Annotated in this window: 10 protein-coding genes and 2 pseudogenes; 4 read left to right on the top strand and 8 right to left on the bottom strand. The window is 61.9% G+C overall.

Annotation, left to right across the window (positions count from 1 at the left end):
* Nucleotides 1-329 precede the first annotated feature (329 nt).
* A pseudogene (locus ACYVLV_RS02410) lies at nt 330-1,154 on the bottom strand (IS3 family transposase); the annotation flags it as partial.
* Between the two features lie 92 nt (nt 1,155-1,246).
* A complete protein-coding gene (locus tag ACYVLV_RS02405; RefSeq protein WP_460807412.1) occupies nt 1,247-1,573 on the bottom strand; it encodes a transposase in 327 nt (108 codons plus the stop codon).
* A 482-nt stretch (nt 1,574-2,055) separates the two neighbouring features.
* Here ACYVLV_RS02405 and ACYVLV_RS02400 point away from each other — a divergent pair, with 482 nt between their 5' ends.
* The 3 genes and pseudogenes from ACYVLV_RS02400 (at nt 2,056) to ACYVLV_RS02390 (ending at nt 8,412) form a co-directional block, all read left to right on the top strand.
* Nucleotides 2,056-4,842, top strand: a complete 2,787-nt coding sequence (locus ACYVLV_RS02400; protein ID WP_460807411.1) for a DNRLRE domain-containing protein — start codon at nt 2,056-2,058, stop codon at nt 4,840-4,842.
* 927 nt (nt 4,843-5,769) lie between these two features.
* A pseudogene (locus tag ACYVLV_RS02395) lies at nt 5,770-6,654 on the top strand (ISL3 family transposase); the annotation flags it as partial.
* A gap of 858 nt (nt 6,655-7,512) precedes the next feature.
* Entirely contained in the window at nt 7,513-8,412 is a 900-nt protein-coding gene (locus ACYVLV_RS02390) for a tyrosine-type recombinase/integrase (RefSeq protein WP_460807410.1), read from the top strand.
* Between the two features lie 85 nt (nt 8,413-8,497).
* Here ACYVLV_RS02390 and ACYVLV_RS02385 read toward each other — a convergent pair whose 3' ends face one another.
* The 6 genes from ACYVLV_RS02385 to ACYVLV_RS02360 form a co-directional block, all read right to left on the bottom strand.
* A complete protein-coding gene (locus ACYVLV_RS02385; RefSeq protein WP_460807409.1) occupies nt 8,498-8,791 on the bottom strand; it encodes a hypothetical protein in 294 nt (97 codons plus the stop codon).
* A gap of 68 nt (nt 8,792-8,859) precedes the next feature.
* Nucleotides 8,860-9,417, bottom strand: a complete 558-nt coding sequence (locus tag ACYVLV_RS02380) for a hypothetical protein (protein ID WP_460807408.1) — start codon at nt 9,415-9,417, stop codon at nt 8,860-8,862.
* 126 nt (nt 9,418-9,543) lie between these two features.
* Nucleotides 9,544-9,870, bottom strand: a complete 327-nt coding sequence (locus tag ACYVLV_RS02375) for a hypothetical protein (RefSeq protein WP_460807407.1) — start codon at nt 9,868-9,870, stop codon at nt 9,544-9,546.
* A gap of 311 nt (nt 9,871-10,181) precedes the next feature.
* Nucleotides 10,182-10,694: a hypothetical protein gene (locus tag ACYVLV_RS02370; RefSeq protein WP_460807406.1), complete on the bottom strand. Its 513-nt coding sequence runs from the start codon at nt 10,692-10,694 to the stop codon at nt 10,182-10,184.
* 168 nt (nt 10,695-10,862) lie between these two features.
* On the bottom strand, nt 10,863-12,050 hold the full coding sequence (locus ACYVLV_RS02365; RefSeq protein WP_460807404.1) for a hypothetical protein: 1,188 nt from the start codon (nt 12,048-12,050) through the stop codon (nt 10,863-10,865).
* The gene (locus tag ACYVLV_RS02360) at nt 12,047-12,538 is read right to left on the bottom strand and encodes a SigE family RNA polymerase sigma factor (RefSeq protein ID WP_460807413.1); all 492 of its coding nucleotides are present in this window, start codon (nt 12,536-12,538) and stop codon (nt 12,047-12,049) included. The genes ACYVLV_RS02365 and ACYVLV_RS02360 overlap by 4 nt, the downstream gene beginning before the upstream one ends.
* A gap of 721 nt (nt 12,539-13,259) precedes the next feature.
* Between ACYVLV_RS02360 and ACYVLV_RS02355 the strand changes: the two genes are divergently transcribed.
* Nucleotides 13,260-13,958: a hypothetical protein gene (locus ACYVLV_RS02355; RefSeq protein ID WP_460807402.1), complete on the top strand. Its 699-nt coding sequence runs from the start codon at nt 13,260-13,262 to the stop codon at nt 13,956-13,958.
* The last annotated feature ends 334 nt before the right edge of the window (nt 13,959-14,292 follow it).

Here is a 14,292-nt window from a genome sequence, read left to right as displayed (position 1 = left end):
TCGGCATGAGCGGACGGTTCGCCGCGACCAAATCTGGCCTGCTGCACGATCAGGTGACAGCCACGCGCTGAAGGGGGGCGCGAGCACCATCAGCGATGTCTCTACTGTCGTATACGAATTGGCCGATCTTCACCGCCAATCCGCTTCCCACGGAAGTTCTGGCGATAGAATCAGCAAGTTGGTCCACGCTGTCGCCTGACCGAGCAGCAGACCCAAGCACCCGCTCATGCCGAGATCCGGGCACCCTCATTTGGAGGCATGAATCGCCCCGGGTTTCGTAGAGGCTCTGGTGTGTCCCGGGTTCAACGGTGTCCAGATTGCTTGGATCCTCATGCCACGGTGATAATGCGGTTGCGTTCGAACTCTATCGGTGTGAGCCATCCGAGTTGGCTGTGACGACGTTTCCGGTTGTGCCAGATCTCGAGGTACTCAAAGATCGCGTTAGCGAGTTCGAGGCGGGTGTTCCACTTCTTCCGGTCGAGGAGTTCGACCTGCATCCGTGACCAGAACGATTCGATCATGGAGTTGTCATAGCAGTCGCCGATGCTGCCCATCGAGGCTAAGAGCCCTGATTCCTTGGCTCGTTGGGTGAAGGCCCAGGAACCGAATTGGACGCCGTGATCGGAGTGGATGATCGTCCCTCCCGTCGGCTCAAAAATGGCTGGCTGGGACGGTTTGCTAAGCCTGGTGTCGATCGCCATGCCCAGCGCGTTGGTGACCAAGGCGCCAGTGGGTGAGGCATCGATGGACCATCCCACCACTCGGCGGGAGTAGGTGTCGAGAATGACGCAGCAGTAGATCTTGCCCTCTCTGGTGGGATGTTCGGTGAGGTCGGTGACCCAAAGTTGATCCGGGCCGGCGCGGGCGAAATCGCGCTTGACCAGGTCGGTAGCGATGTCGTCGGTTCGGATCCGTTTCCACTTGCGGCGGCCCGTGACACCGGCCAGGCCGGCGCGGCGCATCAGGAGTTCGACCTGGTTGTGCCCAACGATCACACCGCGACCCAGGGTGAGCTCGGCGTGAATACGTCGAGCACCGTAGATGCCGTGGGAGTCGAGGTGGACCTGGGTGATCAGGTCGGTCAGCATCGCGTGCCGGATCGACCGTTCCGACGGTGCCCGTGTGCGGTGCTCGTGAAAACCGGACTCCGAAACACCGAGGGATGCGGCACGCGGCCTGCACCGGGAGGTTGTCCGCGGCGATCACCTTGATCGCCGCGTACCGCCTTATGGGCTGGTTTCCTCCTTCAGCAGTTCGATCGCTCGGCGACTGATCTCGAGCTCGGTCTGGAGTCGCTGATCGACTTCTTCGCCGCGGCGAGTTCCGCGTTCTCAGTCGTATTCACCCCGGGTTGAATACCTCGGTCGATGCGGCCCTGACGGCGCCAGTTGTAGATCACCTGGTCGCTGATATCGAGGTCATGCGCCACGCTCGCGACCCCTTGACCTGGCGCGAGAGCAGATCGAGGACCTTGCGCCGATACTCGGCCGAGTAGCCCTGTCGTCCCATCTGTTCCTCCTGATGTCAGGCACCAGAATCCACAAATTCTGACTCCGCTGAACCCGGGACACACCAGAGCCTCTACGAAACCCGGGGCGATTCAGTGACCCAATTTCGACTCAAGGCGGTCACGGGCCTGGCGACCTCGACGGTATGCCACTGAACTAACTCTTCGTCGGTAAGCCCAACCCTCCGGGGGGGTCCCTATGGGTCACGTCAAGCGGCAGCTGGCGGAAGCCCAGGGCGCAACGCTGCGTTACTCGGCACACGGGCGGTCCTTCGAGTTGTCGATGTCCTACCAACATGGTCCCAGTCCCCACATTGAACTGATTCGGTATGGCGACGCAAAGGCCGGTCGGACACTGGCACCCCCGCCGGACCTGTCAAGAAGCGTGAGCGCCCTATGAAGAAGTCGTGAAGGTGTTTCGGAAGTCCACTTGGCTCGCCTAACGTCGTGCCTCCCAACTCGGAAGGAACGTCGTGCTCCCCTCGGAATCGAAAGCGACTCGCCGCATGCGACACTCAATTGGCCCGCGAGCGCTGCTTGCTGGCACCGTGTCGGCTGTTCTCGCGCTCACGCTATTGCACGAGATGCCGGCGGTAGGTGCAGCGGCAGAAGAAGCGACGACTCCGGACCCTGCAGTGAATGAAGCGCCCAAGGAATCACGGGAGGCGGCTATCGAGCCAGTCGAGGTCGGCCCGGTCGAGGAACTGACTACCGAGGATTCGGTCACCGTTCGCGAAGAGGGCGGAACGTACACGACGACGATCTACGGGAGCGCGGTCAACTACCAGGATGAATCTGGTGACTGGGAGCCGATCAGCAACGATCTGGTCGAGACCGAGGGGGATCGGTTCGCTGCCGAAAATGAGGCCAATTCGTACACGGTGCAGATTCCGGAGAATCCGGCGAATACCCCAGTGAAGATGGAAGAGGATGGCAACTGGGTCAAGCTCAAGATGGTAGGCGTCGAGGATGTCGAGCCTGACATCGAGGCTGCGGAGGCGATCTTCGAAGACATTGCTGGTGCCGATGAAATCATCTACGAGGCCACGGAAAGTGGACTCAAGGAGACCATCATCCTTGAGGGTGCCCCGACAGTCCCGCCGGTCTACGAATACCGTCTCACCGTTAGTTCTAAGTTGACGCCGGTGCTGACCGAGGACCAGATGGTGGAGTTCCGCGCGCCGGATGGGACAGTCGAACTTTTCATCCCTGTGGGAATCATGAATGACTCAACGGCACCCGAGCCGGAGTACACCAACGCGGTGCGCTACGAAATCGAGCCCTGGGGCGGCGAGAAAGAGGCGTGGCGCTTCACCATTACTCCTGACCTCGAGTGGCTTACGGACCCCGCGCGTGTCTATCCCGTCGCCATCGATCCCACCGTCAGCAAGAATACTCAGAAAAGTTGTTGGCTGAACCAAAGCAGCGTCAGCACGACGCACTGCGGTGACACGAAGACGAAGGTCGGTGCGGACAACAACCTCAAGCGCCGGCGCGGGCTCCTCGACTTCAGCCTTTCGGGTATTCCCTCTAACGCTGTGATCAGCGATGCCAAAGCCATGCTGTATCTAAACGCCGGTTGGACTACGGGAAGCGGTGGTGCCACCAGCTATGCGCTCTACCACCCCTCGTACGACTGGGGGAATTGCGCCTCTTGGAAGTACGCATGCAAGAACGGTAGGCAGTGGTCCGGTGGTAGCCCCAGTGGACAGATCTCCAGCAATACACACTCGCTTGGAGGCTCGTCCAGCGGGTGGAAGTCCTTCAACATCAGCAACCGCGTCAAGGGATGGCTGGCTACCCCGCCGACCTTCAACTATCACGGCGTGATGATTCGGCAGGTGAGCGAAAACACCAAGAAGATTCTCGGATTCGTCTCAAGCAACCACTGGAATACCAACTTGAGACCCTACTTGTCGATCAGCTACTCGATACCGCGTGATCCCAATGTGGTAACAGACGCAGAGGTACAGCGAATCATCGAACTAAGCGACCTCGGGACCACTGAGGGGGAAGTTCGTGCCCTGATTGATGAGGGCGTGACGAGCAACGAAGGGACCGGTGACCCGTACACCCACCAACAAGCCGCCGCCGATGTGATCGCCATCCTGGAGGATGCGCAGACAGGCCCCCAGGCATCGCCCGAGATGGAATCCGAGCCCGTCACCACGAACAACTGTGATTGGGTGGTCGAGATCGATGCGAGCGACGACTCAGTCTCTGTGGCTAGACAAGGAACCCCCGCAGAGCTCGCGCCTGACGATGTCTCGGATCCTACCGCTCCCATCTACGCTGGCGCTGTCGAAGGCGAGACCGTAACTGTCCAGGTCTATCGGGGAACTCCTGCGGATGAAGTGCGGGCGACGCTTACAGCACACGAAGCAGAACTGCCAGGGCTCGCGCAGCAAAGTGGAATCGAAGCTGTTGACGAAACGGGATCCACCATAGACATGGATCACGAAGACAATCTTGAGACGCTTAGCCCGACCGAGATGGCGACTAGCGATAATCTTGAGGTCGTAGCTTATAGCCTTCAGACTGATCAGGGTCACCTGGAGCGAGGTGTGCCCGCAGAGTCGGCAACGTCCGCACCGACGGTGGCAAGAGGCGGCGACGGGGCCTCAGGGGCCTGCACCGCGTCCAGTGCGGGTTCCGACTCCGAAGTCGCTCTGTCCTCCGCTTCCGCTGAGGTCGTGATCCCAACACTTGATGAGGCGCTGCAGGATCGTAGTTATCCGAAAACATCTAGCGCCTTTCGGTACCGGACCTTCATTCCGTCTGCCGAAGTGAGTGCCTACGCAATCTGCGGCAAGTTTGCCGGAGATGATAGAAGTTGGACTTCCTACTATAAAGCGCCAAACCGCACTCGCATCAGCGTATTCTTTAATTGGCCGACGGGCACGTTAGATGTTGGCAAGCACATCGGTGTCACTCACCGATTGGGCAGTTGGCACTTCACTGGCACTGGCATCCGGTACTTTAGTGAGAAGAAGAAGAGAGCAAGCAGTAAAGGAATCAGGTTTCACAATGCGAAGAAGGTGACCAAGCCCAATGGTGCCGCTCGCTATATGTCTGTCTACGTCGACCATGCCGTTCCCAACCCGATGTGCAAAATCGGTGGCAACGTGTCTTACAACATTCACGTAAGCCGTTGGCGCGGCGGAGTGGCCAGGATCACAGGCACTCGGAAGAAAGTGCCCGCGCACGAAGCCTATGTCTATCCACACACTGAGGCATACGGCAAGAAGCTTATCCGTAGATCGTCGAGCAGCTTTTTCTGCCTAGCGCCCCTCATCTGCGGCGTAGAGGAAATCGGCGGGGAGTGGAGCCCCTGACATGCACTCTATTGAAAGGCTACGTCAGCCGACTTTCACCGGTCCGTCGACGGAGCGTCGCATCCGATTGGAGATTGTGAGCGGAAGTGAGAGTCACGAGAAGTTATAAGGCCACTCTTAAGTCGAACTGCGACCTTCCGGTTCTCGTTTCGTTCGGCTTCTGTGGCTTCGCCTTGGTGCTAGCCTCATACTGGCTCATATTCGCCCAAGACCCCCCAATAGAGTTGCTTTATGGGTTGGCATATACAAGCGTGACTTCTGTTGTGCTTGCGTTCTCGCCGTTGCGGAAGTCTTTCGTGCTAGCCATCAGTAGCGCAGTGGTGCTCGCGACGCTAGTTATGTACGTGAACTCGCTGGGGTACCCGATTGTCTTTAGCGCGTCGGTCGCGATGCTTTGGAGTGGTATTTTGTTGGCGTTGTGGCTCATCCCATCACTCTTGCTACTACACCTGTTCGATGGGTAGGAAAAGGGTCCGAGACGGGTCCGCTGTGTGCAGCGCACGGTACTGTCTTTGATCTCGCCGCGGATCTGCTTGAGCAACCTGGCCGAACGCAACGGGGGGCTAGCAGCCTTCGAAACGAGGCTTGGAGGGTCGCGTTACCTGCCCAGTGATCGTGTCAAAGACTGGTGGATCTCGCGTGTGGGCGTTCCCATCGATGGCACTGGAGCACTTGCGAAGTGCCCAACCGTGCTAATTCGAGGTCCACTTTGACCGGCCTTGGGGAGATGCTGACAACAGCGATAGATCGACATCTTGGCCCAAGCATTGCTGCTGGGGGTCTCCGCCGCGAGCGGGGTAGCGAGCTTGGACTAAAGAGGCTCTTCACAATCGAGGGTGTAGATGGGTTGGTGCGCCGTCGCCAGGGTAGGCGTCGAGGTCCTCCGATGATGGGAGTTCTCACGCTACCCATCTGGAAGACCTCGACATGTCTGACGTTACCTTCGCCTGCCCTGATCTGACTACGTTCTGCCGCCTCAATGAACTCGGCCTCGTGGTGGTCGGCCAACGCCTCGAGCCCAAGCGGGCGGTGTTGGCGTGCCGGGTCCTCGACCCGGACGACTGGTGCCGACGGTGCGGCTGCGAAGGGATCGCCCGTGGCACCGTGATCCGGCGTGTGGCTCATGAACCGTTCGGGTGGCGCCCGACAGTGCTGGAAGTCCGGGTCCGCCGCTACCGGTGCATCGGCTGTGGCCACGTGTGGCGCCAGGACGCCAGCCTCGCCGCCCATCCACGCTCGAAGATCTCCCGCGGCGGCCTGGCCTGGGCGCTGCACGCGATCGTGCGTCAACACCTCACCGTCGCCCGGATCGCCGAAGGACTCTCCGTGGCATGGAACACCGCGAACGACGCCGTCCTCACCGAAGGACGCCGCGTCCTGATCGATGACCCGCACCGGTTCGACGACGTCCGTGTGATCGGCGTCGATGAGCACGTGTGGCGGCACAACCGGTGGGGCGACAAATACGTCACCGTGATCATCGACCTCACCCCGATCCGTGACGGAACAGGCCCATCGCACCTGTTGGACATGGTCGAAGGCAGGTCTAAGCACGCGTTCAAGCAATGGCTCGTCGACGGCACACCGGCGTGGCGTGCCGGTGTCGAGGTCGTCGCGATGGACGGGTTCACCGGCTTCAAGACCGCCACCACCGAAGAACTCCCCGACGCGGTCGCGGTGATGGATCCCTTTCACGTGGTCCGTCTAGCCGGCGACGCCCTGGATGAGTGCCGACGACGCGTCCAGCAACAGACCTGCGGACACCGCGGCCGGTCCGGACGTCGAGGTGGGAGATCTGTCCTTGCGGGGGCAGATCGGCAAGCCCGGTGTAGGTGCTGTCGCACCCGGCCAGTCCACCGAGGTGCCACACTCCATCGTCGCCCCGTACAACCGAGAGCGCTTGGACGACGGCGCCCCTCGGCCCAACGATGGACACGATCGCGCGGCGGGGGTCTTGCTCGTACACCCGGCTGAAGTCTCCCGTCTGGGTGAAAGTCTGCGCCAGCTCTGCCGGTGTTCGGCCACCGTAGTAGCCGCATAGTGTGCGCGGCGCTGCCAGTGTGCGGTCGTAGGTGACGCTCGGGCCTGCACTCACGCATGAAACCGTTCTGATGACGGTGCCGTCATGCCTAGTATGAAGTCCATGAGAGTCAGAGTGGTCGCCGTCGCCGGGCTCTCTTGCCTGGCTCTGGCTGGATGCACCGGTCAGGATGCCGAAGTCTCCGATGGGATTTCTCGCTCTGACTCGTCTGAGGCTCCGGTCTCAGCCAACGCGGTGACCCAGCCACCTGTTCGCCTGACCTGCGCGACGGATCTGCGTCAACAGGCAAGCCCTCCGTTTCGCGATGGATCCGAGGGGGGATCGAGATCGGCGGAGCAGGCGGTCGAGTCTTGGCTCGCGGGTCCGTTGAGCGGGGGTCGCTACGGACCTGACTTCGTGCTGGACGACTCGATGGGTCGCGCCTGGATCCTGCGCGAGGATGGGACCGCTGAAGCGCGTGTGCGTGTGGATCTGCTTGAAGGCGGCTACTTCGTCGAAACGTACTTTGCGTGCGCCTCCACCGCCTGACGAATACGCACGCATCTGCCGCGATCCGCGCGGCAACGGAACGGACCTTCCGTTGACGATCGCGCCATCCGGGTTCTTGCTGGGCTATGACCGCTACCGACATGCTTCCCGTGACAATCGACCACGACGATCAGATTCTGCACCTGGCTGTCGCAGCGCACCTGGCTCGCTACAAGGGCGAGACCCGTGCTCACACAGCCTCCGATCTCAACATCTACCTGAACTGGTGCCACGACCACGGACTCCCGCCGCTTCAAGCCCAGCGCGCACACATCGAACTGTTCCTACGCTGGATGCAGGAAGTGCGCAGACTCAAGCCCTCAACTGTCTCCCGGCGCCTCTCAGTACTCTCGGGCTTCTACCGAACCTGTGTCATCGACGGTGTCCTCGAACACTCACCAGCCGAGTACGTCCGTCGCCCGAAGGTCCCCCCGGAGTCGCCGACCCTAGGGCTGAGCCACCTGCAGTTCGAGGCCATGCTCACTGCCGGCCGTGATTCGACCAATGACAACGACTTCGCACTGGTCGCGATGCTGGGTTTGCTCGGGCTGAGGATCTTCGAGGCCACCGGAGCCAACATCGAAGCACTCAGCGAAATCCGCGGACACCGAGTTCTCCGCGTACACGGCAAGGGAGACAAGATCGCCCAGGTCCCGCTCTCACCCGCCGTAGGTCGAGCGATCGACCGTGCCGCAGGAACCCGCGAGAGCGGCCCGCTACTTCTCAACGGTCAAGGCCGACGCATGGACCGGCACGCGGCCACTCGACGGCTACGAGCCCTGGTTCGGACTTCCGGAGTCACGATCGACCGGATGCACCCACACATGCTCAGACACACATTCGTCACGACGATGCTCGACGCGGGAGTTGACCTGCGTGACGTCCAGATCGCAGCCCGCCACGCGGACCCCCGGACAACGATGCGATACGACCGAGCACGCAACAACCTCGACCGGCACCCCAACTACATCCTCGCCGCCTTCATGGCCTCCGCGACATGAAGCATCGACACCGCCAGGGGCTTCTGCTGCGGATCGCAGCAGAAGCCCATGGCGGTGTCGCGCGGATCGCGGCAGATCCGCGCGTCTACGCAGCGCTGTTGGGATCTGTCCCGAACAGGCGAACGAGCCCGTGACGCTGACCGTCGCGGTGCTCGGCGTAGACGACGAAAGTTTGGTCGGGCCTGGCGCTGCTGCGCGCCCAGTCAAGGACTTCCTGAACGTCGTTGGCCTCACTCAACCGGTACTCGGCGCAGTGCCACATCACCTGCTCTTGTGCGGTGACAGGGGACGCGGGTGGCTGGTACCAGAAGTAGACGCGGTAGTCCGGCCAGTCAGTCTCCCATTGGGTGTCCCGCGGATCTACGCCCTCGATCTTCATGAGCGCCGACCCTAGGGCAAACCTGCCCTCTCCCCGGGACCGCGCACCCTCGGCGGCAGATCCGCGCGCTACGGTTCTTGGCGTAGGCGATCCAACTCTTTCTTGCCTGCCTCGCTCGGGACACGAGTGATAGCGAATAAGTTGATGCTGTTGAGTCGGCCAGTCACCTCCGTCTCATCGATGCCGAGCAGCGGCGCAATGGCGGTCGAAGCGTCATGCATGTCTTCGGAGCGGAGAAGGATCTCGGCAATCTCAGCGAACTGCGAGCGCAGGTTCTGGAGTAGAACTAGGTCGTCAATGCGTCGTTCCCGGATGACGGCGGGGTCGTTGTCGTCCGGCGCGTCTCCGAAGCCTTGCAGGTACTGGTTTCCTTGCCGCTCCCACTGACGGTCGATGCGCTCAGCGACGAGGTCGAGGCACTGGATGAGTTCGGGGATCTGGCTGGTCTTGAGGACGGCACCGTTGCGGTCGTTGGCGAGCAATCGAACATGCGGTCCGGGCGTACCGGTGTCAGCGTGGCTAGCGAACCACCCGTTGATGTTCAGAATCTGGCCGTGCACGCCAGTCGTCATGCTCGCGGTGGCGTCGTCGTGCTCGTTCGCTTCTTCAATCCCGAAGGTTCTCATCTTCGGAGGGTAACCCCGACGGGACTCGACGTCTCCGGTCATGATGAGCGCCAGCCCACCTCATGCGAGGACTTCCCAGGTCTCGACAGAAGTACGCACTCAGCGGCAAGAGCGGTGGTTATATACCTACTCGGCCGGTTCCCGGTTCCGGACGATCTCGGTCGCGACGATGCCTACGAGGACGGCCAGGATTCCGAGAATGACTGACATCACGACTATGGCGATTCCGAGCCCGGCTTGCGGGTGGACGTAGCAGGTGTAGTCGGTGACGCCCTCAGGAATGTAGTCATCGATATTGCAGGGTCGTTCCTGACGGCGGGCCGCCATCACGATTCCGTCGAAGAAACCGATCACGGCGAGGAACGCGCACGTACCGACCGCCCATCTGATCGCGCGCACTTGCTTCGGCGGCGCTGATGGGAGGGAGGGCACGTTGGGGACGTCGCTGGTCACGAGTCCCGACCCTATGTGGTGTTGCGTGGCAATCCTTGCTCATCGACATGACCGCGCGGATCGCGGCACGAGCGGTCACTTCGCTCAGGCGAGCCAATCGACGACAGCCGATACCAACAGGAACAGCCCAACACCGAGCACGACCGCGCCAACCCACCTCGCGATGCGTAGCGTCTGCTCGTCTCGATCCTCTTGCGCGCGCATGAGGGACACACTAGATCGTCGACTGGGAGGCGGTGCTGACAGCGGCAGAACCGGATGGCCGCGCAGCTCCAGAAGCGTTCACGCTACGCGGCATGTGCGGACGCGGGCTACGGGTTGGGGACGTGTGGAAGTCGTTGTCGCCAAGTGGCGGCGTCGAGCGCGAGATGTCCTTCAAGTTCGAGCGCCTGCCAACTGAGGTACAGAGAGAGGTCTCGGGTAGGAATGGCGTTGATCCACCACGGACACTTCGCGTGTCCGCCTGGGCCGTCGATTCCCCATTGGCCTCCGGTTGCATGGAGTCCTGGGTCGTCGCTCCAGTCCTGGTTTGCGTGAAACCTTCTCAGTGGCAACCCGTCGATGCTGGCGCTGACTTGTACGTCAGGGGTATCGACCCACAGACTCTCGGACATCTCGATAGAGGTCACGGTCGTCTGACGAAGCCGTTCCGCTGTGACCCTGAGCGAAACCTCGAATGTCAGACCGACGTCATAGAGCCTGACGAAGTCCACCTGAGCGATCACCCCGGGGGCTTGAGCCAGGATCAGATCGCGGTGGAGGGTCACTGGATCTTGGGCATGGCGAAGCGTCCTGTATGAGGACCAGTCGTTCGTGTGTGCCATGTAGGCAGAATGCACCAGCCCCTCGGAGCGACAGTCTGAACCCCCAGGAATGAACTACCCCCGCAGGGCGCGGTCATCGGCACGACCGAGCGGGCGCTCTGGAGCCTGGGTTGATGTCCAGTGGACGGCTTGGCGCAGGCCGGATTCTGCTTATCAAGCAATGGGCCGTCAGTCGATGCGGACGACGTCAAACGCGACGCTGATCCCCAGTCGATCAGAGATCTCGGCCAGGCAGGTAATGGCTTGCTCCGCGAACGGTGCCCAGAGGCACAGGTCCTCGCCATGTCGGATAAGGACCGAGTCCGATGTGGGCATCCCAAGGATCTCGTCTCCGGTGAGCCGGTCACCCCACTGCAATCGGGCCGTCGGAACCAACCGGTCGTCGACGCGCTTGAAGAGTTTGAGGGCGCTGTCCCCATCGTCCCTCGCGAAATCGGTGTCGTCACCAAGGTCGTCGACGAACGAGGAGAGTCCGGGTGGGTTGATCGCGCCGGGCCCAAACTCGCCATCCTCCAACGAGTATGAGAGGGAAACCTCGGCGCCACCGGGCTCGCTGATGAGAAGACGTGAGGTTTCATCGGACTGGAAACGGTAGACGCGTCCGTCACGATCCCGGAAGACACGTGAGGGTGGGCTGCCGCGCCGCGTCACGGACCCGTCGAGGTCAGTCTCGACAGTCAGGCTGTACTTCTCAGCAACCCCGTAAGTGATGGTTCCGGCGCCGGTCCAGGTGGCGTTGATCGGCTGGAGACCATCAGGCACCGGCAGTGATACGACGTCTAGGTCGGCCAACCGGAGGACGACGATCCGCTTCGTCGTAGCGAACACCCAACGTCGGCCGTCCGGGGATAGGTTTCCCAAACCCGAGCCGTCAACCCCCTGAAACTCGTCCTGGGTGAGTCCGAGATCGGAGAGGACAAGGGACCGGGTCTCGCCGTCGGTCCCGTAGAAGGTGATCCTTTGGTCGTCGTACCCGCGCTCGTCGAAGTCATAGACGGTGGCCGCCACCAACACGGCTTGCTCGATCGGTTCGTCGAACAGGCGGGGCGCGTCAGCACGGACATCATCCTCGGTCACCCGGGCGGGAAGGTTGGATTCCGACCTCACTTTGTCCGAATCGGCAGGGAAATCGGTCGCTACGAAAGGCCCAACCGAAACAGGGTCCTCAACGAATGGCTGAGCCGGCTCAGGCGCACCTCGAAGCGCCACCGCGGACACCACAAGGACCAGCACTGCGCTGGCGCCAACCACCGCGGTCCGTCGGCGGCGCATCCTGCGGCGAGCGGCAGCCCATGCCCCCTGGGCCACGTTGGTCGTTGGCAGTTCGATCTCATCGACTAGGTCGGTGAACTTCATGACCGTTCCTCCACTAGTTCTTCGAGACCGGGAGCAATCTCCCGAAGGCGGGCGAGGGCAACCGAGGACTGCTTTTTGACGGTCCCGGAACTCACGCCCAGAATGGTCGCGGTCTCTGTGATGCTGAGGTCCTCGATGTAGCGCAACACCAGTACGGATCGCTGCTTGTGCGTGAGCAGGGCAAGGGCCGCCTGGACCATCACGGGCGCCTCGCCAGGCGTGCAGTGGGTACCTTCGGGCGGCTGGTCGGTGAGGGTCTCACGCCGCACCCGCCTCCACCATGAGACATGCTCACGGAAAATGACCGTCCGGACCCACGCATCAGGTTGACCGCTGTGCAAGGTGCCCCAACGCTGTGCCGCGCGGATCAACGCTTCCTGGACGAGATCCTCGGCGCGTTGGAAGTCACCGGTCATCAGGTAGGCCGAGCGCACGAAACGTTGCTGACGCGCCAACGCCCACTCCTCGAACGACTCCTGCCCGCGCATCGACACCTCCACACTCTCTTAACGCACGGACCATCCCGAAGGTTGAAGCATCCTGTGATCTAGTTTCGAGCAGATCTCGATAGGAGTCTTGTGCACCCGATGGCTGGCGACCGCGCACGGTCCCGCGAGACCCCGGCCCTGCTCGGTCCAGCATCGAATGAGGAGGTCGGTCACCCTTAACAGCAGTACTTGCCCAGATCCCTTCAAGTCACCTTCGAAACGTCCGATCCCTGACAGGAGCGCGTGTCCTACGCCGGGCTAGGACGCATCCGCTCATCGGCATGTCCGCGAGGATCACGTGCATATAAAGCAGGAGCGGATGGTTCGGGCCGCCACCCAGGCTGTGCGCCTCGCTTGTCCGTGATCGTCCAGGTCTGCCCATTACGTGGCTGCATGGATTCCTCGATCACCCGGCCATCAGAGGCACTGGCGGTGAGTGGCAGCGAATCGCAAACTCGCTTGGACGCCAACTGAAAGGACTTGTCTAAGTCGACGGTGGCTGTGTTCTGCCCATCCGCGCTGGTCAGACGCACAGTGTCGGAGGTCTTGTTCGCCACTGGGAGCAGCGGGGGCATCTCGGTGACCCGCTGGCTCGCGGCCGTGGCGAGTTCGTCCAGCGCGGCCGCACTGTCGCTTCCCAGAGCCGACGTCGAGGGCGGAGTCTGACCAGACGCTTCGGAGACTGAAGGCGAGACCTCGGCAGACAAGCGACAATGGCGATATGCCCTTCTCGCCTCAACCCACTGACGGCGCCCTCGGGGACTGGATCAACGATCGATTGCTGGATCACAGTGCTCCCGGTGTACGGGTGGGATCAGTGGTTCCGACCGGCTTCGCGCGGGTGGTGCGGGTCCTCCACCCGGCCGGGGATGGGCGTTCCTGGGCTCAGGTCGCGCGAGCCAACGCTCGAGACGTCCACCCCCTCGTGCAATGGGGGAGCATCTCGCCTCGCTTCAACGGTACCGGCCGTTCATCAGACATCGACCCCGAAGAAGGCTCGGTGCCTGCCCCCATCTTGGCCGCCATCCTTGAGCGTTGTCCGTCTGATGGTGATCTCATCTACGGGGTCTGGGAGGGTTTCGGGTCATGGACCGAGGCGGAGTTTCGGTATCCGCTGATGCCGGGTTGGGGCGGCCGTTCCTACCGGCTCTTCGTCGCCGCGATGGGTGCCTACATGAACTGGCCCGGGATGGACAACAGTGCTTGGGTGCAGTCAGCAAATCTCATCTGGCCCAGAGACCATGCGTGGTGCATCGCGACTGAGATCGACTGGGACAGCACGCTCGTTGCCTGTGCTGACGGGGTTGCAGACAGCCTCCTGGCGCATGAGCGTCTCGAAGCCTTCGGTGTCGAGTACGACGACGACCTGAGCTGGCACGGCGACACAGTGAATCCCCGCCCGCCCTGGCTGTGGCCTTGACCCCTGACGGTGGACACTTCGTGAGAGGGGTTGCATCATGCGACGACAGCGCCCGGAGTTCAGCGCTAAGTACACGGACGAGGCTGTGGGGTCGGTGATCAACACCGACTGGACGGCTCTTGTGCTCGCGCACGAGCGCTCGGGATCAACGGGGTCAAGATCGGTCGATGGGGATCGCCATAAGGAACATCAGGTCCTCGGACGCTAATGGTCGAGTCCGTATCCGGATCTCGGCATGAGCGGACGGTTCGCCGCGACCAAATCTGGCCTGCTGCACGATCAGGTGACAGCCACGCGCTGAAGGGGGGCGCGAGCACCATCAGCGATGTCTCTA

This window comes from Nocardioides salsibiostraticola (genome assembly GCF_054783655.1).
Note: the sequence above shows the minus strand (reverse complement) of the source record. Positions and strands in the feature narration are given on the sequence as shown.

Excerpts from the sequence above, each read along its gene's own strand:
- ACYVLV_RS02390 (WP_460807410.1), top strand. The coding sequence starts at position 7,513 with ATGCTTCCCGTGACAATCGACCACGACGATCAGATTCTGCACCTGGCT.
- ACYVLV_RS02385 (WP_460807409.1), bottom strand. The coding sequence starts at position 8,791 with ATGAAGATCGAGGGCGTAGATCCGCGGGACACCCAATGGGAGACTGAC.
- ACYVLV_RS02380 (WP_460807408.1), bottom strand. The coding sequence starts at position 9,417 with ATGAGAACCTTCGGGATTGAAGAAGCGAACGAGCACGACGACGCCACC.
- ACYVLV_RS02370 (WP_460807406.1), bottom strand. The coding sequence starts at position 10,694 with ATGGCACACACGAACGACTGGTCCTCATACAGGACGCTTCGCCATGCC.
- ACYVLV_RS02365 (WP_460807404.1), bottom strand. The coding sequence starts at position 12,050 with ATGAAGTTCACCGACCTAGTCGATGAGATCGAACTGCCAACGACCAAC.
- ACYVLV_RS02360 (WP_460807413.1), bottom strand. The coding sequence starts at position 12,538 with ATGCGCGGGCAGGAGTCGTTCGAGGAGTGGGCGTTGGCGCGTCAGCAA.
- ACYVLV_RS02355 (WP_460807402.1), top strand. The coding sequence starts at position 13,260 with ATGCCCTTCTCGCCTCAACCCACTGACGGCGCCCTCGGGGACTGGATC.